This is a genomic window from Methylobacterium sp. Leaf108 (genome assembly GCF_001423265.1).
Lineage (GTDB): Bacteria > Pseudomonadota > Alphaproteobacteria > Rhizobiales > Beijerinckiaceae > Methylobacterium.
Genome location: NZ_LMND01000030.1, coordinates 370,724 through 394,698, shown reverse-complemented (window position 1 = coordinate 394,698; position 23,975 = coordinate 370,724). Strand labels below are relative to the sequence as shown.

20 protein-coding genes are annotated in these 23,975 nt (G+C 69.4%); 12 read left to right on the top strand and 8 right to left on the bottom strand.

Going from position 1 to position 23,975, the window contains the following annotated elements:
• The first annotated feature begins 74 nt into the window (after positions 1–74).
• Positions 75–1,184, top strand: a complete 1,110-nt coding sequence (leuB, locus tag ASF39_RS14635) for a 3-isopropylmalate dehydrogenase (RefSeq protein ID WP_055883621.1) — start codon at positions 75–77, stop codon at positions 1,182–1,184.
• A gap of 77 nt (positions 1,185–1,261) precedes the next feature.
• On the opposite strand, the gene ASF39_RS14630 is transcribed toward leuB, so the two are convergent.
• Together ASF39_RS14630 and ASF39_RS14625 are read right to left on the bottom strand one after the other, a co-directional pair.
• The gene (locus tag ASF39_RS14630; RefSeq protein WP_056285070.1) at positions 1,262–1,678 is read right to left on the bottom strand and encodes a hypothetical protein; all 417 of its coding nucleotides are present in this window, start codon (positions 1,676–1,678) and stop codon (positions 1,262–1,264) included.
• A 119-nt stretch (positions 1,679–1,797) separates the two neighbouring features.
• On the bottom strand, positions 1,798–2,589 hold the full coding sequence (locus ASF39_RS14625) for a hypothetical protein (RefSeq protein ID WP_244472417.1): 792 nt from the start codon (positions 2,587–2,589) through the stop codon (positions 1,798–1,800).
• Between the two features lie 468 nt (positions 2,590–3,057).
• Between ASF39_RS14625 and ASF39_RS14620 the strand changes: the two genes are divergently transcribed.
• From ASF39_RS14620 to ASF39_RS14610, 4 genes are all read left to right on the top strand, one after another.
• Positions 3,058–4,092: an aspartate-semialdehyde dehydrogenase gene (locus tag ASF39_RS14620; protein WP_055884641.1), complete on the top strand. Its 1,035-nt coding sequence runs from the start codon at positions 3,058–3,060 to the stop codon at positions 4,090–4,092.
• A gap of 173 nt (positions 4,093–4,265) precedes the next feature.
• Positions 4,266–5,033, top strand: coding sequence for a hypothetical protein (locus tag ASF39_RS14615; protein WP_156648502.1), 768 nt, complete (start codon positions 4,266–4,268; stop codon positions 5,031–5,033).
• Positions 5,034–5,129: 96 nt separating this feature from the next.
• Entirely contained in the window at positions 5,130–5,351 is a 222-nt protein-coding gene (locus ASF39_RS21425; protein WP_156648501.1) for a hypothetical protein, read from the top strand.
• Positions 5,348–6,043, top strand: coding sequence for a hypothetical protein (locus ASF39_RS14610; protein WP_056285061.1), 696 nt, complete (start codon positions 5,348–5,350; stop codon positions 6,041–6,043). Before ASF39_RS21425 ends, ASF39_RS14610 begins: the two co-directional genes overlap by 4 nt.
• Positions 6,044–6,143: 100 nt before the next feature.
• On the opposite strand, the gene ASF39_RS14605 is transcribed toward ASF39_RS14610, so the two are convergent.
• Complete coding sequence (locus tag ASF39_RS14605) at positions 6,144–6,812, bottom strand: CatB-related O-acetyltransferase (protein ID WP_056285058.1); 669 nt, start codon at positions 6,810–6,812, stop codon at positions 6,144–6,146.
• Between the two features lie 251 nt (positions 6,813–7,063).
• On the opposite strand from ASF39_RS14605, the gene rimP reads away from it, so the two are divergent.
• From rimP to ASF39_RS14570, 7 genes are all read left to right on the top strand, one after another.
• A complete protein-coding gene (gene rimP, locus ASF39_RS14600) occupies positions 7,064–7,858 on the top strand; it encodes a ribosome maturation factor RimP (protein WP_056285053.1) in 795 nt (264 codons plus the stop codon).
• Positions 7,859–7,929: 71 nt separating this feature from the next.
• Positions 7,930–9,528: a transcription termination factor NusA gene (gene nusA / locus ASF39_RS14595; protein WP_055883639.1), complete on the top strand. Its 1,599-nt coding sequence runs from the start codon at positions 7,930–7,932 to the stop codon at positions 9,526–9,528.
• 157 nt (positions 9,529–9,685) lie between these two features.
• Positions 9,686–10,483, top strand: a complete 798-nt coding sequence (locus tag ASF39_RS14590) for an RNA-binding protein (protein ID WP_056285050.1) — start codon at positions 9,686–9,688, stop codon at positions 10,481–10,483.
• A complete protein-coding gene (gene infB / locus ASF39_RS14585) occupies positions 10,484–13,396 on the top strand; it encodes a translation initiation factor IF-2 (RefSeq protein WP_055883644.1) in 2,913 nt (970 codons plus the stop codon). It begins immediately after the preceding gene.
• A 70-nt stretch (positions 13,397–13,466) separates the two neighbouring features.
• On the top strand, positions 13,467–13,889 hold the full coding sequence (gene rbfA, locus ASF39_RS14580; protein WP_055883647.1) for a 30S ribosome-binding factor RbfA: 423 nt from the start codon (positions 13,467–13,469) through the stop codon (positions 13,887–13,889).
• Positions 13,890–13,996: 107 nt separating this feature from the next.
• The gene (gene truB / locus ASF39_RS14575) at positions 13,997–15,019 is read left to right on the top strand and encodes a tRNA pseudouridine(55) synthase TruB (RefSeq protein WP_056285047.1); all 1,023 of its coding nucleotides are present in this window, start codon (positions 13,997–13,999) and stop codon (positions 15,017–15,019) included.
• A gap of 184 nt (positions 15,020–15,203) precedes the next feature.
• Complete coding sequence (locus tag ASF39_RS14570; RefSeq protein ID WP_056285045.1) at positions 15,204–16,196, top strand: catalase family peroxidase; 993 nt, start codon at positions 15,204–15,206, stop codon at positions 16,194–16,196.
• Position 16,197: 1 nt separating this feature from the next.
• Here the strand turns inward: ASF39_RS14570 and ASF39_RS14565 are convergent, their stop codons facing one another.
• From ASF39_RS14565 to eat, 5 genes are all read right to left on the bottom strand, one after another.
• Positions 16,198–17,370, bottom strand: coding sequence for a M20 aminoacylase family protein (locus ASF39_RS14565; RefSeq protein WP_056285043.1), 1,173 nt, complete (start codon positions 17,368–17,370; stop codon positions 16,198–16,200).
• Between the two features lie 77 nt (positions 17,371–17,447).
• Positions 17,448–19,931 carry a heavy metal translocating P-type ATPase gene (locus ASF39_RS14560; protein WP_244472416.1) on the bottom strand — a complete coding sequence of 828 codons (2,484 nt, stop codon included), beginning with the start codon at positions 19,929–19,931 and terminating at the stop codon, positions 17,448–17,450.
• 35 nt (positions 19,932–19,966) lie between these two features.
• Entirely contained in the window at positions 19,967–21,226 is a 1,260-nt protein-coding gene (locus ASF39_RS14555; RefSeq protein ID WP_056285037.1) for an ATP-binding protein, read from the bottom strand.
• An 85-nt stretch (positions 21,227–21,311) separates the two neighbouring features.
• Complete coding sequence (locus ASF39_RS14550; RefSeq protein WP_056285034.1) at positions 21,312–22,352, bottom strand: lysylphosphatidylglycerol synthase domain-containing protein; 1,041 nt, start codon at positions 22,350–22,352, stop codon at positions 21,312–21,314.
• 192 nt (positions 22,353–22,544) lie between these two features.
• The gene (gene eat, locus ASF39_RS14545; RefSeq protein WP_055883667.1) at positions 22,545–23,915 is read right to left on the bottom strand and encodes an ethanolamine permease; all 1,371 of its coding nucleotides are present in this window, start codon (positions 23,913–23,915) and stop codon (positions 22,545–22,547) included.
• Positions 23,916–23,975: the final 60 nt, after the last annotated feature.

Here is a 23,975-nt window from a genome sequence, read left to right as displayed (position 1 = left end):
TCCCTTGCCAACGGCCGGACGGTCTCGCTACAGCCGCGCGGTGCCGTGATCATCCCGTCAGCGAGTGCCCCGCCATGACCAGCTACAAGCTCCTCCTCCTGCCCGGCGACGGAATCGGCCCCGAGGTGATGGCCCAGGTGGAGGTGGTGCTCGGCGTGCTGAGCGGCGCCGGTCTCGCGCGCTTCGAGATCGAGCGCGACCTCGTCGGCGGGTCGGCGATCGATGCCCACGGCGTCCCGCTCGCCGATGCGACGCTGGCCAGGGCCGATGCGGCCGACGCGATCCTGCTCGGCGCCGTCGGCGGGCCGAAATGGGCGACCGTGGCCTACGAGATCCGTCCCGAGGCCGGCCTGCTGCGCCTGCGCAAGGACCTCGGCCTCTTCGCCAACCTGCGCCCGGCGATCTGCTACCCGGCGCTGGCCGATGCCTCGGCGCTTAAGCGCGACCTCGTCGAGGGCCTCGACATCATGATCGTGCGCGAGTTGACCGGAGGCGTCTACTTCGGCGAGCCCAAGGAGATCACCACGCTGCCGGACGGCTCCAAGCGTGCCGTCGATACCCAGGTCTACACCACCGCCGAGATCGAGCGGATCGCGCATGTGGCCTTCGACCTCGCACGCAAGCGATCGGGCCGGGTCTCCTCGGCCGAGAAGCACAACGTCATGAAGTCGGGCGTGCTGTGGAAGGAGGTGGTCACCCGCGTCCACGCCGAGCACCATGCCGACCTGACGCTCGAGCACGTGCTGGCCGACAATTGCGCGATGCAGCTCGTGCGGCGTCCCAAGCAGTTCGACGTGCTGGTGACCGACAACCTGTTCGGCGACGTGCTCTCGGACGTGGCTGCGATGCTCACCGGCTCCCTCGGGATGCTGCCCTCGGCGTCCCTGGGCGCCGTCGACGGAAAGGGCAGCCGCAAGGCGCTCTACGAGCCGGTCCATGGTTCGGCCCCCGACATCGCCGGCCGCGACATCGCCAACCCCATCGCCATGATCGGATCCCTGGCCATGGCGCTGCGCTACTCGTTCGGCCTCGGCGAGGCCGCCGATCTCGTCGACCGCGCCATCACCGACACCCTCGCCTCGGGCGCCAGGACGGCTGACATCGCCGGCGAGGGGATCGCCGCTATCGGCACGGCCGCCATGGGCAAGGCCGTCGCCGACGCGCTGGCGGCGCGCCTGCGCTGACGGCAACGAAGAAAAGGCGCCGGCCCGCTGGCTGGGGCCGACGCCTTAACGGCACGTCGTGGAACGTTGCGTCAGGGTCAGTACGGGCTGCCGTAGCGCGCCGCATAGGAGGTCGGGTCGATCACGTCGATAGCCGAGAAGTCGACGCCGCGGATCGCGCTGGAACGGGCGCCCACGAACGGACCGTTGGTGATCGGATCGGAGATGTTGCCGGCGCCGAAGCGGTCGTTGCGGCCGTAGGGCGGCGTGTTCAGGTAGCTGGCGGTGATGAACTGCGGGTTGGTGGCCGGGTTGCTCACCGAGCCGTTGCCGGGCTCCACCACGTTGCTGCCATCGAGCCAGCTGCGCGGACGGATGCGGATCGGCAGGGCCGGACCGACGCGCTCGACGGTGTAGCCGCGCGACTGGGCATGGGCCGGGGTGACGGTACCGAGGCCGGCGATCGACCCGGCGACGGTGAGAGCGCCCATCAGGGCGAGAGCGGCAACGCGCATGGAAGCACCTCGTGTCTGGAAGTCGGTGAGCGGAGGGGCCTTGGGCCTCGCCGCCCGATCATGGGAGAAAGACGTATCAGGACGATCGTTGTTCCGAGCTTAAGGCCCAGGTTTGCAACTTAAGGCCTCGCTTGCGCATTTCGCCGCACTCTTGCCTCATTGCGCTTGGCGGGCCGGCCGATCGATCCGGTGTGGGCGGTGGCGGCGGGCGGCGCGCCGCAATCCGTCCCTTCCCGGGGTGTGGCCCGCGCCACGATCCCCGCCACGTCGCCTCGTGCGATCGAAGCTTGGCCGTTCCTAACCAGCTTGTCGAGGGCGCAGGCGATCGCGCTCGGCTCGGGTGCCTGACCGAGGGGCGCGCACAGCCACCCCTCGATCCGGATCGCGGCCGGCGGCCGGGTGGTGAAGCCGGTGCAGGTCCGGCTGCCGTCGCCGTCAGGCAGCGCGGTCAGCTTCGCCTCGAGGGTCTCCAGGGGGCCGGATCGGCTGTCGATGCGCCCGCGCTCGCCGGTGCGGGAGACGAAGAGCGACGGGCCGTCCGCCGCGCGCCGGACCATCGTCACGAACAGCGCCGGCGCCTCGTCGGCAGGACCGTCCACGACCACGAGGCGCAGGTACGGCGTCTCGTGGTCTGCAAAGGAGCCCTGGCTGAGGCCGTCCTCGCGCCGTCCCGTCGCCGGGTCGCGCCGGGCCGGATCGAGCCGGGAGGGGGCCGTGGGGTCGGCCTCGTCGAGGCTGAATCGCGAGGGTGCGTCTGGGATGGCGGCGCGCGCGGGGACGGCGGCCGAGGGTGTGTACGCCTGCGCGACCCCTGCCTGGGGCTGGGCATCGGTCGACCGGGATACCTCCCGCTCGACGGCCAAGGCACTGAGGACGGCGACCAGCACCACGGCGACGCCCGCCCGTCTCACGGAGCTCCACGGCAATCCGCGGCGAGGCGCCGAAAGGCCGCGTTCGGGGACGAGCGGGGATGCGGCGCGTGGGGGCATCTGTCTCGCGGGCTGGCTCTCGCCGACGACGGGCGTGTCGTCCTCGGCCTCGCGGTATGGCGCCCCCGCGGATGCCATCGCGTTTCACCGGGCATTCGAGACACCATCTTTCCTGCATCGCGGTGAACGCTTCCTTCGCAGGCACCCGACGTCCCTTGACAGCCACCGGAGCACGGCGTCTTGGTTGGGCCGATGTCCGCCCCGCGTCCCGTGCGGAGACGTTCGCACGTCTCGATAGCCGGCGGCGCTGACCCGAGCCGGGTCGCGTGACAGCGAGCCGGGTCCGTGGCGCGGTGGGCGACCGAATGCGGGGACGCGACGACACGTCCGGGAGCCGCGGCATCGCCGCGGTCCGGTCGCCGGGCATCCTCAGGAAACGGAGTGAACGAGATGGGTTACAAGGTCGCCGTCGTCGGTGCGACGGGCAATGTCGGACGCGAGATGCTGGACATCCTCGCCGAGCGCGCCTTCCCGGCGGACGAGGTCGTGGCCATCGCCTCGCGCCGCTCCATGGGCCAGGAGGTCTCCTTCGGCGACAAGATCCTGAAGGTGAAGGCGCTCGACGACTACGATTTTTCCGACACCGACATCTGCCTGATGTCGGCGGGCGGCGAGATCTCGAAGGAATGGTCGCCCCGCATCGGCCAGGCCGGCTGCGTCGTGATCGATAACTCCTCGGCGTTCCGCTACCACCCGGACGTGCCGCTGATCGTGCCCGAGGTGAACCCGGACGCGATCTCGGGTTTCACGAAGATGAACATCATCGCCAACCCGAACTGCTCGACGGCCCAGCTCGTGGTGGCCCTCAAGCCCCTGCACGACGTCGCCAAGATCCTGCGCGTGGTGGTCTCGACCTATCAGTCGGTCTCCGGCGCCGGCAAGGACGCCATGGACGAGCTGTTCCAGCAGACCCGGTCGGTGTTCACCGCCGGCCAGATGACCATGGAGAAGTTCCCCAAGCGGATCGCCTTCAACGTCATCCCGCAGATCGACGTGTTCCTCGACGACGGTTCCACCAAGGAAGAGTGGAAGATGGTCGCCGAGACCAAGAAGATGCTCGATCCCAAGATCAAGCTCACGGCCACCTGCGTGCGGGTGCCGGTGTTCATCGGCCATTCGGAGGCGGTGAACGTCGAGTTCGAACACCCGATCTCGCCCGAGGAGGCCACCGCCATCCTGCGCTCGGCGCCGGGCATCCTCGTGGTCGATAAGCGCGAGCCCGGCGGCTACATGACCCCCCACGAGGCGGCGGGCGAAGACGCCACCTACGTCTCGCGCATCCGTGCCGATTCGACGGTCGACAACGGCCTGTCGTTCTGGTGCGTCTCGGACAACCTGCGCAAGGGCGCGGCGCTAAATACGGTGCAGATCGCCGAGATGCTGATCAACCGCAAGTTGCTGGGCGCGTCCAAGCAAGCGGCCTGACGTCGGCGCCCCCCCTGTGACCCCCTGGGGCCACGGGGATCGATCCGGTCTCCGGTGACGCCGTCCCGTTCGCGGGGCGGCGTTTTTCGTTGGGCGGGACAGTCGGTGGACGGCACATTCCCATTGATTTATTTCCTATTATAGACTAGCAAAGTGAGAACAAAACATGAACATTGGAGATCGCCGTGTCAGAGATCCAACGTCGGGGTTTGTCTGGACCAGCTACCGAGGCGCGTGACCTGCGCCTGCTCCTCGCGGTGCTGAGGACCGAGACCAAGCTGATCCGCCTCCGCCGCTCCCTGAGCCGCAAGTACAGCCCCGATCAGCCCCGCGCTCCGGCGGGCCAGAGCGACGGCGGCCGCTGGACGTCGGACGGCGGCTCCGGAGGGGGGCGACAGGCGGGTCCTTACGCTCCGATTTCGGGCGAGACGACCGAGCACCGGACGATGCTGGACGGCGGCGAGGTTCTCACCCTCCGCATCCGGTCCGGGCGTGACGAATGGGACGAACACCACACGGTCGTCACCCCCGACGGAGACAGCCGAATCTTCGAGAACTCCGGCGAGACCCAGACCATTCGGGATGGGCAGACCGGCGAAATTCTGTCGCGCTCGACCTTCGCGACCGATGGCACCGCGCCGGAAGCGACGGTGCGGCCGGCCTTCCTGCCGGCCCTGCCATTCGTCGCGCCCACCCTTGCCGCGACGCTCGAAGCCGGGGCGATGTTGCTGACGGTTCTCGCGGCGCGATCCGCCGGCCTCGGCAAGGAACGGGGCTCGATTGCCCTGCGGTACGATTTCGAACCGGACGAGGGCAAGAAGTATTCGAAGGTGTGGGTCGGACCGGTCGATCTATCCACCCTCCACCAATTCTGCCCGCATAGCGAGGAGGTCCAGGCCGTGACCGACGAGGCGACGCGACGCCTGACGGCAGCGAACTGAAATCTCGACAAGACGAGACTTGGAAGTCTCATTCATTTAGATGTTCAAAAGACATTCAAAGCTCGAAACTATCCCGAGATCAGGACTGAATATTCAATGGACAAGACAACCGGAAACGAAATACGTTACGGCGCGAGAAACTCGACGCGGCTCGACATCTCCGAGCTGACACCGGACCAGATGGTCTGCGTATACGACCCGAAGACCGGCCAAGAAGGCCTCAGCTACGATCGAGCCCTCGTCCTGGCCAGAACCGCAAAGCGGCATTTCCCGACATCGAGAGGCATCATCATGATTCAGGTCCGCCCACAACCATGACGACCGCTCGCCAGATCAAGGAGCTCTCGGCGCCGCTTCTTGCACGCAATCCCGATCTCGTGGCCGCCGGAAAGAACAGCCTCTGGCTCACACCGATCGATCACGTCGGGCGGTTGATCCTGATTGATCGGACATCCGATCCCGACAGCTGTGCCATTAGCTGGCATATCGTCGCGTACTTCATGCCCGAGACGACATCCTGGTCCAGTCTGGGGCGTTGCGGCGATCGCGTCGGTCGGTCCAAGCAATTCCCGGGTGGATGGGGCTGGATCTGGTCCGATCCAACGATCTACGGGGATTTTGTCGATCGCATCGAAGGGGAGGTTCTGCCGCTGTTCCGCTCCCTGGACACGACGCGCGGGTGTCTGGAGTTCCAGCGCGACGACCCGCAGCGAAGCGGTTACTTGAATCACTACTGGCATCTGGGCGCTTGCCTCGCGCTCGGTGAGATCGAAAGAGCGCGAGAACTCCTGTCTGAGTTGAAAGCTCATCGTGTCGGGGGGCAACCTGCGGAGAACCCGGCGGAACAACGCGTGTACGACCGCCTTCGCGCCCTGGATCAGCCGCTGCGCTCCGGGGACCGCGCTGCTCTCTGTGCCCTCCTGGCGCAATGGGAGGCGGAAAACCTCGTCGGGAGCCCGTTGGAGCCGCACTGGCAGCGAAATGCGTTTCCGCTCGAAGGCGTTGGCTAGATCGAGGAGCACAATCGGCGGTTTGTGCCCAAGGGCCTGCAGCGGTGGGTTTACCGAAGCCCAAGACGACGATCGGGCGTTTGTCGTCGCACGCGGCTGCCTACCTAACGCTCAGATCTCTGGCCGCCTCCATCTCCAACGCCGCCACTTCCCCACCGCTGATCGCTGGCAGGCACCGCGTGATCCGCGCGACGTCCCAATCCCACCACGCCACCGCCTGCAGGCGCTCGGCGATCTCCGGCGGAAAGCGCATGCGGACGAGCGTCGCCGGATTGCCGGCGACAATGGCGTAGGGCGGTACGTCGCGGGTGACCACGGATTTGGCCGCCACCACGGCGCCGTCGCCGATGATGACGCCCGGCAGGATGGTGCTCTCGAAGCCGAGCCAGACATCGTGGCCAATCACCGTGTCGCCGCGATGAGGGAAGGCTGCCTCCTCCTCAAAACGTCCGGCCCAGGCGCCGCCGAAAATCACGAAGGGATAGGTCGAAGGCGCGTCGAGCCGGTGGTTGCCGCCGTTCATCAGGAAGTGCGTGCCTGCCGCGATGGCGCAGAAGCGGCCGATCCGGAGGCGGTCGCCGAGGAAGGCGAAATGGTAGAGAATCGCGTCGAGGAAGGCCTGCGGCCCGGCCGGATCGTCGTAGTAGGTATAGGCCCCGACCGTGACGTTGGCCGGCAGGTCGAGATTGCGGATGAACGTCACACGCCGGTGCCCGGGGATCGGATGGAGGCAGTCGGGATCAGGTCCGAATCGCGGGTCTGCCGTCATCGTCCACTTCCTCCTCGGGCTCGCTCCGGCCCGGTGCATCGGGGGCCGACGCGGCGAGATGATGATCGCGGACGGCGGCCGCGGGAAAACCGCTTGAAACCAGGCGCCGGGGCGCGTACAAAACGGGATCAGTTCTGGTTGCAGTCGTAAGGCTGCGGTTCGGGAGTGGGCCCCACCGGGTCCGCTCTTTTTTATTGCCGCAACGCCTTCCGGGCCGGAACGTCCCATAGGGCCGGACCTCAAAGCGCAGCATGGCGGATATTCCAGACACGGACCCCACCGAGAAGCGGCTCATCACCGAGACGGGCGTCGCCGCGCGGGTGGTGCAGGTCATCGAGGCCTCGATCGAGGGCCTGGGCTTCCGTGTCGTGCGGGTGCGGGTGTCGAGCGCCAACGGCTGCACCGTCCAGATCATGGCCGAGCGGCCGGACGGCACCATGTCGGTGGGCGATTGCGAGATCGTGAGTCGCGCGATCTCGCCGCTGCTCGACCTCGACGACCCCATCGGCAAGCCGTACTACCTCGAGATCTCGTCTCCCGGGATCGACCGGCCGCTGGTGCGGGCCTGCGATTTCGCACGCTGGGCGGGCTACGAGGCCAAGGTCGAACTGGCCGTGCCGCTGGACGGCCGCAAGCGTTTCCGCGGGATCATCGGCGTGCCCAACCCCGACGGGCGGACGGTGCCGATCGATCTGCCCGACGTGAAGGAGGGGCTGCCGAGCCGGATCGACCTGCCGCTTCGGGACCTCGGCGACGCCTATCTCGTGCTCACGGACGATCTCGTGCGCGAATCCCTGCGCCGCGGCGGTCCGCCCGTCCTCGACGATGACGAGGACGACGACGTGGACGCCGACGAGATCGAGGCGGCGCCCGAACCGGCGCCCCCCAAGAAGACGGTCTCGCGCCCGCTTAAGCCCAAGGCCTCGGCCAAGCCGAAGCCGGACAAGGTCGAAACGCAAGCGAGCCTCGCCGCCAAGGCCAGGAACAAGGCCAAGCCCGTCCGCACCAAGGCTGTGCGGGTGAAGGACGACGGCAAGCTCCACTGATTTTTTCCGTCGCCCCGCATTAATGCGGGGCGGCGAATACGTCTCACCGACGAAGAGAAGGACGAAAACCGATGGCCGTCGTCAGCGCCAACAGGCTCGAACTCCTGCAGATCGCCGAAGCAGTCGCGCGCGAGAAGGTGATCGACCGTTCCATCGTCATCGACGCCATGGAGGAGGCCATCGCCAAGGCCGCCCGCTCGCGCTACGGCGCCGAGACCGACGTGCACGCCGAGATCGACCCGAAGACCGGGGCGTTGCGCCTGTCGCGCCACCTCGTGGTGGTGGATCAGGTCGAGAACGACGCCCGCGAGGTCACCCTCGACCAGGCCCGGCGGTTCAACCCCGGTGCGCTGGTGGGCGACGTCATCTCCGATACCCTGCCGCCGTTCGACTTCGGGCGCGTCGCCGCGCAATCGGCCAAGCAGGTCATCGTGCAGAAGGTCCGCGACGCCGAGCGCGACCGCCAGTTCGACGAGTACAAGGACCGCATCGGCGAGATCGTGAACGGCCTCGTCAAGCGGGTCGAATACGGCAACGTCATCGTCGACCTCGGGCGCGGCGAAGGCATCGTGCGCCGCGACGAGATGATCCCCCGCGAGACCTTCCGGCCGGGCGACCGCATCCGCTCCTACCTGTTCGACGTGCGCCGCGAGGTGCGCGGGCCGCAGATCTTCCTCAGCCGCTCGCACCCGCAGTTCATGGCCAAGCTGTTCGGCCAGGAAGTGCCGGAGATCTACGACGGCATCGTCGAGGTGAAGGCGGTCGCCCGCGATCCGGGCTCGCGCGCCAAGATCGCGGTGATTTCTCGCGATGGGTCGATCGATCCGGTCGGCGCCTGCGTCGGCATGCGGGGTTCCCGCGTCCAGGCGGTGGTCGGTGAGTTGCAGGGCGAGAAGATCGACATCATTCCGTGGTCCGAGGATCAGGCGACCTTCATCGTCAACGCCCTCCAGCCGGCGGAAGTCGTCAAGGTGGTGCTCGACGAGGAGGCCGACCGCATCGAGGTGGTGGTGCCCGACGACCAGCTCTCGCTGGCCATCGGTCGTCGCGGCCAGAACGTGCGGCTGGCCAGCCAGCTCACCGGCTGGGACATCGACATCCTGACTGAAGCCGAGGAATCCGAGCGCCGGCAGAAGGAGTTCGCCGAGCGGACCGCCGTGTTCATGGAGGCGCTGGACGTCGACGAGACGGTCGGCCAGCTGCTGGCCGCCGAGGGGTTCCGCACCGTCGAGGAGATCGCCTACGTGGAGCCGGGCGAACTCGGCAACATCCAGGGGCTCGACGAGGAGAGCGGCACCGAGATCCAGGCTCGCGCCCAGGATCACCTCGCCCGGGTCGAATCGGAGTTCGACGCCAAGCGTCTCGAGCTCGGCGTCGCCGACGACCTTCGCGAGATCGACGGCATCACCACGCCGATGCTGGTGGCGCTGGGCGAGAACGACGTGAAGTCGGTCGAGGACCTCGCCGGCTGCGCCACCGACGATCTCGTCGGCTACACGGAAGGCCGCGGGCCGGAGGCCGTAAAGCACGCCGGCTACCTCGACGGCTTCGAAGTCTCCCGCGCCGAGGCCGAGGGCATGATCATGGCTGCCCGCCTCCATGCCGGCTGGATCGAGGCGCTGCCCGAGCCCGAGGCGACGGAGGACGACGCCGAAGCGCAGCCGGTGTAGCGGCCGCTCCCCTCTCCTTCCAGAGGCGGGGCCGGGGTGTTTGCGTCCGCGCCATGCGGGCCCGGCCACCCCCAACTCCGGTTCCTCCCCGCCAGGGGAGAAATCTCCTTTCGCACGCTCGCGCCATCCTCATTCCATTCAACGGCGGCATCACCGCATGACGGCCGAACCCACCGACGACACCGAGGCCGACCTGCTCGATCCGGGTCTCGGCCGCGGCCGGGCCGACGCCGAGCGCACCTGCATCGTCACGCGGGTCGCCCAGAATCCGCGCCGGCTGGTCCGGTTCGTCCTGGCGCCCGACGGGTCCGTGGTGGCCGACCTGCGGGCGAAGCTTCCCGGGCGCGGGGCCTGGCTCACCGTGAGCCGGGAGGCGGTGGAGACCGCCGTCAAGCGCAAGCTGTTCCTGCGCGCCTTCAAGACGAAGGACGCGACGGTCGCGGCGGATCTCGCCGATCAGGTCGCGGCCGGCCTGCGGGCGGACCTGCGCCAGTCGCTGTCGCTTGCCAACAAGGCGGGTTGCGTCGTGGCGGGCTTTGCCAAGGTCGAGTCGGCGATCGGCGACAAGGCCGGCATCGCCGGGGTGATCCAGGCCTCCGACGGGAGTGCGGACGGCCGCCGTAAGATCGCGGCGGCATTGCACCGGCGCTTCGGCGATGCCATATCCAGCGTCCCGGTGATCGATGATCTGTCCAGTGAAGAATTGGACATGGCCTTGGGCCGGGATCATGTGATACATGCGGCACTCGTCGCAGGAGTCGGGAGTACCGGCTGCCTTGCGCGTTGGCGTAGGCTTCGCTTTTTCGAGGGCGTTGCCACGACGGCCGACGAGGCCGGTACGACCCGCGTTGGGCGAACCGCCTCCGATCTGCAAGACGACGACCAGACGGATTTGCCCGGCGCACAGCAGTTTGCCGGTTCACGGGACGATGGAAACCCTCAGGGTTTGGACTGAATGAGCGATACGAACAATCCGGGCGACAAGACGCAGACGAGACCTCCCGCGAAGCCGCTGTCGTTGAAGCGTCCGATCGAGCAGGGCACGGTTCGCCAGAGCTTCTCCCACGGCCGCACCAAGCAGGTCGTGGTCGAGACGGTGAAGCGCCGCGTCATCGGGGCGTCTCCGGCGCCCGCCACGCCGCCGCGGGAAACGGTCCCGGCGGCCCCTTCGCGCACGGTTCCGCCGGCCGCCCCGGCGCCGACGCGCCCGGCGCAGCGTGCCGCCTCCGGCGTGGTGCTGCGGACTTTGAGCGAGCAGGAGCGGGATGCCCGCGCCGCCGCCCTGGCCGACGCCCAGCGTCGCGAGCAGGAGTCCCGCCGCATCGCCGAGCAGGAGGCCGCCCAGCGCCGCGAGCAGGAAGCCGCCGAACAGCGCGAGCGTGACGCCGCCGCTGCGCGCAAGCGTGAAGAGGAAGAGCGCCGCCGTCTCGAAGAGGAAGAGAAGCGTCGCGCCGCCGAGGAGGCGCGCAAGCTCGCCAGCGAGGAGGCCGCCCGCAGTGCCGAGGTGACCGCCACGACGCCGGCCGCCGCGCCGACCAAGGCGACGACGCCGATGCCGCAGGCGCCGACCAGCGTACGTGTCGCGCCGGCACCTCCGGCCCGCCCGGCCGCAGCGGCTCCGGCTCCCGCCGCACCGGCGGCGCCTGCCCGTCCCGCCGCACCCGCGGCACGGCCGCCCTTGACCGCCAGGCCGACCCCGGCCGAGCCGCGCAAGACCATCACGGCCGATACGCGCAAGCCCCGCGACCTGAACTTCATGGCACGCCCCGCCCCGGCGCCCGAGCCGGAGGCGACCCCGACGGCCGCCACCGCCACGCGTCCGGCCGGCGCCGCTGCCACCACGGCCCGCGTTCCGGGCCGTCCGCAGGCCGCCGAGGAGGAGAGCGAGCAGAAGCGCGTGATCCGTCGTCCGGGCATGCCGCTCAAGATCATCACGCCGCCCAAGACCCCCAAGCAGCCGGGCGGCGACCGCAATCGCGGCCGTCTCACCATCGCGACGGCGACCTCGGGAGAGGACGAGCGCACGCGCTCCGTCGCCTCCTTCCGGCGGCGCCAGCAGCGCATGAGTGGAAACCGCCACGTCGAGCAGAAGGAAAAGCTGTCTCGCGAGGTGACGATTCCTGAGACGATCACCATCCAGGAACTCGCCAACCGCATGTCGGAGCGAGCCGTGGACGTAATCCGTCTGCTCATGAAGCAGGGCCAGATCCACAAGATCACCGACGTGATCGATTCGGATTCGGCGCAGATCATCGCGGAAGAGCTCGGCCACACCGTCCGTCGCGTTGCCGAGTCCGACGTCGAGGAAGGCCTGTTCAACGACGAGCCGGACCTGGAGGAGGATCTCGATCCCCGTCCCCCGGTCGTCACGATCATGGGCCACGTCGACCACGGCAAGACCTCGCTGCTCGACGCGATCCGCAAGACCACCGTCGTCTCGGGCGAGGCCGGCGGCATCACGCAGCACATCGGCGCCTATCAGGTCGCTTCGCCCTCGGGCGAGATGATCACCTTCATCGACACCCCCGGCCACGCCGCCTTCACCTCGATGCGCGCCCGTGGCGCCAAGGTGACCGACGTCGTGGTGCTGGTGGTGGCGGCCGACGACGGCGTCATGCCCCAGACCGTGGAGGCGATCAGCCACGCCAAGGCGGCCGGCGTGCCGCTCATCGTGGCAATCAACAAGATCGACAAGCCCGAGGCGAATCCGCAGCGGGTCCGCACCGAGCTGTTGCAGCACGACATCCAGGTCGAATCGATGGGCGGCGAGACCCTCGAATTCGAGGTCTCGGCCAAGACCGGCGACGGCCTGCCCGACCTCCTCGAAGGTCTGCAGCTCCAGGCCGAGATCCTGAACCTGCGCGCCAACGAGACCCGCGACGGCGAGGGCACGGTGATCGAGGCCAAGCTCGATCGCGGCCGCGGCCCCGTGGCCACCGTTCTCGTCCAGCGCGGCACCCTGTTTACCGGCGACATCGTCGTGGCCGGTGCCGAATGGGGCCGCGTGCGCGCCCTCATCGACGACAAGGGTGAGAACGTTTCCTATGCCGGCCCGTCGGTGCCGGTGGAGGTGCTCGGCTTCAACGGTACGCCCGATGCCGGAGACCGCGTCGCGGTGGTGCCGAGCGAGGCCCGTGCCCGCGAGGTCACCGAGTACCGTGCCCGCCAGAAGCGCGAGCGTCTGGCCGCGCGGACCGGCGGCGCCAATCGCTCGCTGGTCGACATGATGCGCGACCTCAAGGAGGGTGCCGGCCGCAAGGAACTGGCGCTCGTGGTCAAGGGCGACGTGCAGGGCTCGGTGGAGGCCATCAACGGCGCCCTCGAGAAGCTCGGCAACGACGAGGTCTCGGCCCGCATCCTGCTCGCGGGTGTCGGCGGCATCACCGAGTCGGACATCACGCTGGCGGAGGCCTCCAAGGCCGTCGTCATCGGCTTCAACGTGCGGGCCCACAAGGAAGCCCGCGAGTCGGCCGAGCGCAACGGCGTCGAGATCCGCTACTACAACATCATCTACGACCTCGTGGACGACATCAAAGCGACGATGTCGGGCATGCTCCCGCCGACGCTCCGCGAGGAGCGCCTGGGCGAAGCGCAGATTCTGCAGATCTTCGACGTGTCGAAGGTCGGCAAGATCGCCGGTTGCCGCGTCACCGACGGTGTCGTGCAGCGCGGTGCCCATGTCCGCCTGATCCGCGACGAGGTGGTGATCCACGAGGGCAAGCTCTCGCAGCTCAAGCGCCTGAAGGACGACGCCAAGGAGGTCATCTCCGGCTACGAGTGCGGTATGTCCTTCGAGAACTTCCAGGACATGCGCGCCGGCGACGTCATCGAGTGCTACCGGGTCGAAGAGGTCCGCCGCACGCTCTGACGGCTTGGGGCATCAACGTTGCGGCGGCTGCAGCCCTGCTGCGGCCGCCGTTTCCTTTTGAAGATTGACCATGGCCCAGAAACCCACTCCGACAGGCCCCTCGCAGCGCCAGCAGCGCGTCGCCGAACTGGTCCGCCACGCCCTGGCCGAGGTGCTCCAGCGCGGCGACGTCCAGGACCCGACCCTGAGTTCCCACGTCATCACCGTGCCCGAGGTCCGGATGTCGCCCGACCTCAAGATCGCCACGGCCTACATCATGCCGCTCGGCGGCAAGGACGAGGCGCCGGTTATCGCCGCGCTCGAGCGCAACAAGAAGGTATTGCGCCAGGAAGTGGCGCGGCGCGTGAACCTGAAGTTCGCTCCCGACCTGCGCTTCCTACGCGACGAGACCTTCGACGAATACGGCCGCATCGACGCCCTGCTGCGTTCGGAGAAGGTGAGGCGCGATCTCGAATCGGGTGCGAGCCCGGACCCCGACTCGGAGCCGGCCTGACCGCCGGCCCGACCGCGACAATCACAGACCGGGACCGGTCGCAGGCACCCGCGGGCCATCGATGCCCGCCGCGCAGGCCGCGTTCCGTTCCCCGCTTCGAGGATAGCATGATCGACGACCCCCTGATCGAGCCGCCCGCCCTCCCCTCCGATACGCCGATGCGCGAGCCGCAGCGTGGCGGGCGGCGGCAGGGTCGCGGGGCGCCCGATCCGAACCGGCCGAAGAAGCGCGACGTCAACGGATGGGTCATCCTCGACAAGGGCGTGGGCATGACCTCGACCCACGCGGTGGCGGTGGTCAAACGCGCGTTCAACGCCAAGAAGGCGGGCCACGCCGGCACCCTTGATCCGCTGGCCTCCGGCATCCTGCCGATCGCGCTCGGCGAGGCGACCAAGACCGTTCCCTTCGTGATGGACGGGCGCAAGGCCTACGTCTTCACCGTCACCTGGGGCATCGAGACCGATACCGACGATGCGGAGGGGCGCCCCGTCGCCACCAGCGACACGCGGCCGACCCGCGAGGCGGTGGAGGCGGCGCTGCCGACCTTCACGGGCGCCATCGAGCAGGTGCCGCCGCGCTATTCCGCCATCAAGATCGCGGGCGAGCGCGCCTACGACCTCGCCCGCGACGGCGAGATCGTGGAACTCGTCGCCCGGTCCGTGCAGATCGATCGCCTCGCGGTCGTCGACCACGCGCCGGATCGCACGGTCATCGAGGCCGAATGCGGCAAGGGCACCTATGTCCGGGCGCTCGCTCGCGACCTCGGGCGCGTGCTCGGTTGCTGTGGCCACGTCTCGGCCCTGCGCCGTACCCGCGTCGGTCCCTTCACGGAAGCCGAATCCTGCGCCGTCGCGACCCTGGAGGCCGGTGGACCCGACGGCAACGGCGCCCATCTCCACGGTGTCGAGACGGCCCTCGACGCGGTACCCTCGGTTCCCGTCTCGCGCGACATGGCCCTGCGCCTGATGCGGGGCCAGCCCGTCATCCTGCGCGGACGAGACGCGCCGATGGAGGGCAAAGCCTTCGCCACCTGCGGCGGGATCCTTGTCGCAGTGGGCGACGTCGAGCGCGGCGAGTTGGTGCCGCACCGGGTGTTCAACCTCGGCGGGACCTCGAACCGCTCCGCGTGACCGGGCAGTGACCCGGTTTCATCCTTGGAATCGGTTCAAACACGGGCAAGTGAGTTGCGCGCCATCGATCTCCTGCCAAGGTAACGTCCGGTAGCGGGGCGGCGAATTACGATTCGTCGCCGGCGCCGATGCGGCCCGGTGATGCGGCCCGCACGGCACGCCGATCCATCGGGAGATCCATATCATGTCATTCGCACTCATCGGACGCGGCAGCGCGCTCGCCGTCACCTGCCTTCTGGCGACCTCCGCGCTCGGCCAGGACGCCGAGCCGCAGGCCATCGTCGACGCGCAATTCGCGACGGCCGGAAACCAGAAGGGCGTGCGCGCCAGCGGCGCCAAGGGCGTCTGCGTCAAGGGCACGTTCACCCCGTCGACCGAGGCGCCGAGCCTGACAAAGGCCCCTCATTTCGCCAAGACGGTCCCGGTGACCGCCCGGTTCTCGATGGGCGGCAGCAACGCCAAGATCTCGGACAAGGCCAAGCCCGTGACCCGGGGCTTCGCCATGCGCCTGTCCGACACCACCGGCGACCTCGTGTTCGTGATCATCTCGGCGCCGGTATTCTCGGCCAAGACGCCCAAGCAACTGCTCGACTTCGCCACCGTCCGCATCCCGGGGGCCGACGGCAAGCCGGACGCCGACAAGATCAAGGCGTTCGCCGCCGCCAACCCCGAGACGACCAAGCAGAGCGCCTGGCTGAACGCCCGTCCGGTCCCGGCGAGCTATGCCGGCGTCGATTACTGGGGCGTCCATGCCTACACGCTGACCAATGCCAAGGGCGACAACACGGTCGTCAAGCTCAAGACGGTGGCCACCGCCGGGCAACTCGGCCTCTCGGACGAGGACCTCAAGGCGAAGCCGGACAGCTTCTATGCCGACGAGCTGAAGGAGCGCCTCGCCAAGGGTCCGGCGAGCTTCGACCTCGTGGCCATCCTCGGCGAAGCCGGCGACCCCACCGGCGATCCCACCGCGATGTGGCCCGAGGAGAATCGCAAGAGCGTCAAGCTCGGCACCCTGGCGATCACCGCTCTGGAGCCGAACGCCACCTGTGACGCCAGCACCTTCGACCCCGTGGTCGATCTGCCGGCCGGAATCGCCGGCCCGACCGACGACCCGATGTTCGCGGTCCGCTCGCCGGCTTACGCGGTCTCGCTGTCGCGCCGCGGCGCGGGCCAGTAGCTCATCCGCGGACCGGCAAGCCGGTTTCCACCAGCCGCGCCCAGAGCGAAGCGCCGTAGGGCGCGGCTGCATCGCAGAAATCGTAGTCGGGGTGGTGCAGGCCGGCCGAATCGCCGTTGCCGAGGAAGATGTAGGCGCCGGGGCGATTCTCCAGCATGTAGGAGAAATCCTCCGCCGCCATCATCGGCGCCACGTCGCGGTCGACCCGGTCCTCGCCGACGATGCCCGCTGCCACGTCCGCCATGAAGGCGGTCTCGACCGGGTGGTTCTCGGTCACCGGATAGCCGCCGCTGTAGTCGACCCTGGCGGTGGCGCCGAAGCCAGCGGCCACATGGGTGACGAGGACGCCGATCCGCTCCTGCATCACCGCCCGCACCGGCTTTGCCAGCGCACGCATGGTGCCGCGCATGGTGACCCGGTGCGGCAACACGTTGAAGGCCTCGCCGGCCTCCATCGCACAGACCGACACCACAGCCCCCTCCAACGGATCGACCGAGCGCGAGACGATCGATTGCAGGGCGACGATGATGTGGCTCGCCACCAGCACGGAATCGATGGCGAGGTGAGGCAGGGCCGCATGCCCGCCGCGGCCGTCGATGGTGATGGTGAAGCGGTCGGTGGAGGCCATGATCGGGCCCGGCCGGATCGCGAAGGACCCCAGCGCCAGGCCCGGGATGTTGTGCATGCCGTAGACGGTGTCGACGCCGAAGCGCTCCATCAGCCCGTCGCGCACCATCGCCTCGCCGCCGCCGCCGCCCTCCTCCGCCGGCTGGAAGATGAGCACGGCGGTGCCGTCGAAATCGCGGGTTTCGGCGAGATAACGGGCGGCCCCGAGCAGCATCGCGGTATGGCCGTCGTGGCCGCAAGCGTGCATCCGCCCCTCCACCGTCGAGCGGTAGGGCAGGTCGCGGACCTCGCGGATCGGGAGGGCGTCCATGTCGGCGCGCAGGCCGATCGCCCGGTTCGAGCCGTGCGCCCTGCCGCGGATGACGCCGACGACGCCGGTGCGGCCGATGCCGGTGGCGACCTCGTCGCAGCCGAAGGCCCTGAGCTTGTCGGCCACGAAGCCCGCCGTGCGGTGGACCTCGTAGAGAAGCTCGGGGTGGGCATGCAGGTCCTGCCGCCAAGCGGTGATCTCGTCCGCGAAAGCGGCGATCCGGTCGAGGACGGGCATGGGACTGATCTTTCGGGGAGGCGGACACCCATGAAGGCGCAGGCCGGTGCAGCAAGCAAGGGGCCAACCCGGGTGATTCACCCCCCTCCAACGCCGGCGCGACGCAGGCGCAGGGCATTGGCCAGCACGAAGACGCTCGACAGGGCCATGGCGGCCGCGGCCAGGACCGGAGAGAGGAGCGGGCCACCGAAGGGAAACAGCGCCCCGGCCGCCACCGGGATCAGCGCGACGTTGTAGGCGAAGGCCCAGAACAGGTTCTGGCCGATGTTGCGCATGACGGCGCGCGACAGGGCCAGGGCGGTGACGACGCCCGAGACGTCGCCGGACATCAGCACCACGTCGGCGCTCTCCACGGCGATGTCGGTGCCGGTGCCGATGGCGATCCCGACATCGGCCTCGGCCAGGGCGGGGGCGTCGTTGATGCCGTCGCCGACGAAGGCGATGGGTCCGTGGGCGCCACGCAGGCGGCGCAACGCATCGACCTTGCCCTCCGGCAGGACCTGCGCCTCGACGTGCGCGATGCCGAGGGCAGTGGCGATGCGCTTAGCCGTGGCGCCATCGTCGCCGGTAATCATCGCGACGACGAGGCCTTGCCCCTTGAGCGCGGCCACCGCGGCCGCCGCTTCCGGCCGGACCGGATCGGACACCGCGAACACAGCGGCGAGGCGGCCGTCCACGGCCACGTGCAGCGGGCTACGTCCGCCGGCCTCCAGGCGCTCGGCCTCCTCCGCCATCGCCGCGATGGGGATGGCGAGCCGATCCATGTAGCGACGCGATCCCACCGCCACCGTTCGGCCGCCGATCCGGCCGGCAAGGCCGTGGCCGGGCACCGCCTCGAACCCCTCGACCTCGCCGAGGGCCAGGCCCTTGGCCTCGGCGGCCTTCGCCAGCGCCCGCCCGATCGGGTGCTCGGAATGGGCCTCGAGGCCTGCCGCCAGGGCCAGGACGGCATCGGGCGAGACGCCGGGGGCCGCCGCGAGGTCGGTCAGGGTCGGCTGGCCGAGGGTGAGCGTCCCGGTCTTGTCGAAGGCCACGACCGTCACGTCGCGCAGGGCCTGCAGGGCGGTGCCGTTCCGGAACAGCACGCCCGATTCGGCAGCCCGTCCCGTCCCGACCATGATCGAGGTCGGGGTGGCCAGGCCCATGGCGCAGGGGCAGGCGATGATGAGGACGGCGATGGCGTTGACGAGGGCGAACCCCAGCGCGGGGCTCGGGCCGAAGGCGAGCCAGGCGAGGAAGGTCGCGGCGGATGCCAGCATCACCGCCGGCACGAACCGGGCCGTCACCCGGTCGACCATGGCCTGGATCGGCAGCTTGGCGCCCTGCGCCGCCTCCACCATCGCCACGATCCGCGCGAGCAGCGTGTCGCTCCCCACGGTATCGACCCTGACGTCGAGACTGCCGCGCCCGTTGAGCGTGCCGCCGACCACCGCCGCGCCGGCCTCGCGCAGACGCGGTGCGGGCTCGCCGGTGACCATGCTCTCGTCGACGAAGCTCGATCCGGCCACCACGGTGCCGTCGACGGCGATACGCTCGCCGGGGCGCATGCGCACGACGTCGCCGACGCGCAGCTCCGCCACCGCGACGTCCGTTTCCGTCCCGCCCGCCAGGCGCCGCGCGGTCTTGGGCGAAAGGTCGACGAGGCGGGCGATGGCCGAACTCGTCCGCCCGCGCGCCCGGGCCTCGAGACTGCGCCCGACCAGGATCAGCGTGACGATGAGAACGGCGGCCTCGAAGTAGAGGTGCGCCGTTCCGGGCGGCAGGATCGAAGGGGCCAGGGTCGCGACCGCCGAGTAGAGGTAGGCCGCCCCCGCCCCGAGGGCGACGAGGGCGTTCATGTCGGGATGCCCGCGCAGGAGCGCCGGGATGCCGAGGGCGAAGAATCGCCGGCCCGGCCCGGCCAGGACCAGGGTCGCGAAGGCGCCCTCGATCAGCCCGAGCCCGCGCAGGCCTAGCCCATGATGCAGGGCTTGTCCCAGCCCCGGCACCAGGTGCCCGCCCATGTCGAGGGCGACCACCGGCAGCGACAGGGCGAGGGCCACGGCGACGTCGCGGCGCAGGCTCGACGCCTCGGCTTCCTGGCGCACCGCCCGCAGCGTCCGCGCATCCGAGGTGACGGGTCCGGGTTCGTAGCCCGCGGCCTCGATCGCGCCTTCGAGATCCCGGCGCGTCACCACGCCTTCGGGGTGGTGGACGGTGGCGCGGCCCGTGGCGAGATTGACCGAGGCCGATGTGACGCCCGGGACGGCGGCGAGCGCCCGCTCGACGCGGCCGACGCAGGAGGCACAGGTCATGCCCCCGACCGCCACCGTGGTCTCGCCCGGCGGGACGCGATAGCCCGCCTGATCGATCGCCTCGATCACCCCGGCGACGGCACCATCGGTAGCGATGCGCAGGCTGGCACGCGACGTGGCGAGGTTGACCGACACCGCCGAGACGCCGGGAACGGCCGCGATCGCCCGCTCGACCCGACCGACGCAGGACGCGCAGGTCATGCCCTCGACGGCCACGACGATGGCACGATCGGGCGAAGACGGGTCGGCGGAGGGAGGGTTGATCATGCCGTTCATATGGTGCCGCGCCGGTGCGGATGCCGTCAGTGCAGGGTCTCGCTGCCATGCTCGGGCAGCAGGGCGCGCACGCTGGTGCCCTTGCCCGGCGCACTCTCGATGACGAGCCGCCCGCGGTGGCGGTTGACGATGTGCTTGACGATGGCGAGCCCCAGTCCGGTCCCACCCTGGGCGCGGCTCGAGGCGACGTCGACCCGGTAGAACCGTTCGGTGAGGCGCGGGATGTGTTCCGGCGCGATGCCCGGCCCTTCGTCCCGCACCTCCAGGACGATCCGCGGCTTCCTCGGGTTGGCCGGCGTCTCGCGGCCGAGCGCGATGGTGACGGTTCCGCCGCCACCGTATTTCACGGCGTTCTCCACGAGGTTCTCGACGACCCTCAGGAGTTCGTCGCGGTCCCCGAGGATGGGATAGGGCGCATCGGGCGCCGAGACGGCCAGCGCGACGCCGCGGTCGCGGGCGAGCGGCCCCTGCGTGTCGACCATCTGGCGCACGATCTGGCCGAGGTCGACGTCCTGGGTCGGGGCGACGTGCTCGCGCAGCTCGATCCGCGACAGGGAGAGCAGGTCGTCGATCAACCGCGTCATCCGCAGTGCCTGCGTCTTCATGATGCCGAGAAACCGCTCCCGAGCCGGCGCATCGGCACGCGCCGGCCCCTGCAGGGTCTCGATGAAACCCAGCAGGGAGGCCAGCGGCGTGCGCAGTTCGTGGCTGGCGTTGGCGACGAAATCCACGCGCATCGCCTCCAGGCGTCGCGCCGAGGTGAGGTCGCGCAGGAACAGCACCACGTTGGGCTGCCCCCCCATCGGCCCGTCCGGCATCGGCAGGGCGCCGATCTGAACTTCGAAGGCCCGTTCCGTCGGCACGCGGGTGGCGTAGAGGGTCTTGAGCGGCTGGCCGGTGCGCAGCACCTCCTCGATTCCGTCGAGGATCTCGGGCGCCCGCAGGGCGAAAGAGAGCGGGTGGCGCAGCTTGAGGGTCGGCAGCAGGGCGCGGGCGGCGGGGTTGACCTCGATCACCACCGAACGGCGATCGACCAGGATGACCGGATCGGGGATGTTCGCGAGCAGGGCCTCTGCGATCGAATGCCGCTCGGCGGCGGTGGACTCGGGCGGCGCGACCACGGGGGATCGCCGCAGTCCTCCGATGAGGCCGCCCACTACGACGGCGAGCACCGCAGCGGCGACGTCCCCGGCGTCGAGGCTTCCCCTCGTCCATCCGGCGCCGGTCAGAACCGCGACGGCGACACCGGCACCGGTCCAGGCGGATCTGCGGGCGCCACGGGCCATGGCTCGGTCCTCCTTCAGCAGGCCTTCGTCGAGACATCCGTGGGCCTGGTCGCCGGACCCGCGCGAGGCCGCGGCGACGGCCCCGTCAGGCGGCGGCCCGCGCGCGCCGGGCGCGGCGCAGGAACTCGTAGGCCCCGAGCGCCGCCAGGGCGATGGCGAAGGGAACGAGGTAGTAGCAGACCCGGAACAGCAGCAGCGCGCCCAGCACCTGGTCGCGCGGCAGGCTCGACAGGGCGATGAGAATCGTCGCCTCGAACACGCCGAGGCCCCCGGGGGCGTTGGAAGCGATGCCCAGCATCGCAGCGAGCACGTAGATTGCCAGGAAGGTGGTGAAGCCGAAGTTCAGGTCCGCCGGCAGCAGGACGTACAGGGTGGCCGCCGCCGCGCAGACGTCGCCGATGCCGACGATCATCTGGCTGAGGGACACCGACGCCCCCGGAAGCTCGAGGCGCCAGCCCTTCACCTTGACGCTGCGCCGCTTGAACGAGACCCAGGCGAGATAGCTCACCACGGCGACGAGGGCGGCCAGCCCGACCGCCTGGTTGATCCGGATGCTGGTCAGCGTGAGGGCCGCCAGCTGCCCGGCCTCGACGATCAGGCTGAGGCCGAGCACCACGCCCATCCCGAGCCAGAAGGTGAAGCCGGCGATCACCGTGAGGGCCGCGATCTTGGCCGGGCTGAGACCGCGCTCGGAGTAGATCCAGTAGCGGATCGTCCCTGCGGTCAGGAGGGGGAAACCGAGGGTGAAGCTGACGGCGTAGCTCGTGAAGGAGGCGAGCGCGGTGGTGCGGTAGGGCACCTTCAGCTGGAGCTGGCGCAGCGCCAACGCGTCGTAGCAGGTCAAAAACAGGTAGCTGATCGCCACGAACAGGAAGGCGAGGCCGAGTTGCCCCGGCGTCGCGGCCGTGAAGGCGGCATGGAGTTCCGCCCAGGTGACGGTCTGGGCGAGTTTCCAGACGACGAAGATCGAGGCTGCGAAGATCCCTATGCTGGCGGCGGTTCCGAGCCACGCATAGCGGCCTCCGAAGCGGCTGCGCGGGTTGGCCGGGGCGGCAGGGTCCGCGACGACCGGCGTTTCCACCGTCTTAGCGTCGGCAAGCGTTTTCTGCTGTCCCGCAAAGTTCATATCGTCGGCGTCCGCCTCCGCCGGGGCGCCACGCCATCTCCCCGAGGGGCGGACGAGGTCGGTCCCGAGCTTTTGCCGGACCGCGGCCCGTTCGCCCGCATTTAGGGGGTTTGCCGGCGGATGGCCAGGGTAGGCGACTTCGTCGTGACCGCGAATGCCACTAGCGGATGCGTCGATGTCGCATCCGGCCGGTCAGATCGCCGGGTCGAATGCCGGCGCGGACACCGTGCTCCTTCCCAGGACGCGCGAGGCGATCACCGCCACCGCCATGGTCGCGGCGAAGATCGCGAAGATCACCGGATTGAACACGACGAGGGCGACGAAGCAGACGCCCGCCATGGCGAGCGCGAAGGCGGGTGCGGCCGGATAGAACGGCGCGCGATAGGGACGGGCGAGGGTCGGCTCGGAGCGGCGCAGCTTGAACAGGCTCGCCATGCTCATCCCGTACATCACGAGCGCCCCGAACACCGCCATGGTGACGATGCTGGCGGTGAGCGACTGGCCGGCGATGACGACGAGGTTGTCGCTGTAGATCGCCGCGATGCCGATGGCGCCCCCGACCAGGGTGGCGATATGGGGCGTCTGGAAGCGCGGATGCACGGTGGCCAGCACCCGCGGCAGGTACCCGGCGCGCGCGAGCGCGAAGATCTGGCGCGAGTAGCCCATGATGATGCCGTGGAAGGAGGCCACGAGGCCGAACAGGCCGAGCCAGACCAGCATGTGCAGCCAGCCGCTCGATTCGCCCACCACGCCCTTCATCGCCTGGGGAAGCGGGTCGTTGAGGTTGCTCAGGGCCTTCCAGTCGCCCGCCCCGCCCGCGAAGATCATCACCCCGAAGGCCAGCACGGTCAGGGTCAGCACCCCGGTGATGTAGGCGATGGGGATGGTGCGCTTGGGGTCCTTGGCCTCCTCGGCGGCCATGGCGACGCCTTCGATGGCGAGGAAGAACCAGATGGCGAAGGGGATCGCCGCCAGCATGCCGCCGATGGCCGGCCATCCGAACGTGCTGCTGCCGGCCCAACCGTCCACCGCGAAGTTCGACCAGGTGAATGCGGGGGCGACGACGCCCATGAACACGAGGAGTTCGCCCACCGCCAGGATGGTCACGAACAGTTCGAAGGTCGCCGCGATCTGAACGCCGACGATGTTGAGGGTCATGAACAGGAGGTAGGCGCCGAGCGCCGCGTGCTTCGGGTCGAGACCGGGAAACTGAACGTTGAGGTAGGCGCCGATGGCCAGCGCGATGGCGGGCGGCGCGAACACGAACTCGATCAGCGTCGCAAAGCCTGCGATGCAGCCGCCGGTGGGGCCGAAGGCGCGGTAGCTGTAGGCGAACGGGCCGCCCGCCTGCGGGATCGCGGTCGTGAGTTCGGTGAAGCTGAAGATGAAGGCGACGTACATCGCCGCGATGACGGTGGTGGTGACGAGGAAGCCGAGGGTGCCAGCACTGGCCCAGCCGTAGCTCCAGCCGAAATACTCGCCGGAGATGACGAGGCCGACGGCGATGCCCCAGAGGTGAAAGGCGTTGAGGCTCTTGTCGAGGCCGGGTCCCGCGCTTGCCATTCCGTCACCCTCAATCGACCGGATCCGGTCTGCCTGAAGGTCTCGCAAGATCGCTGCCGG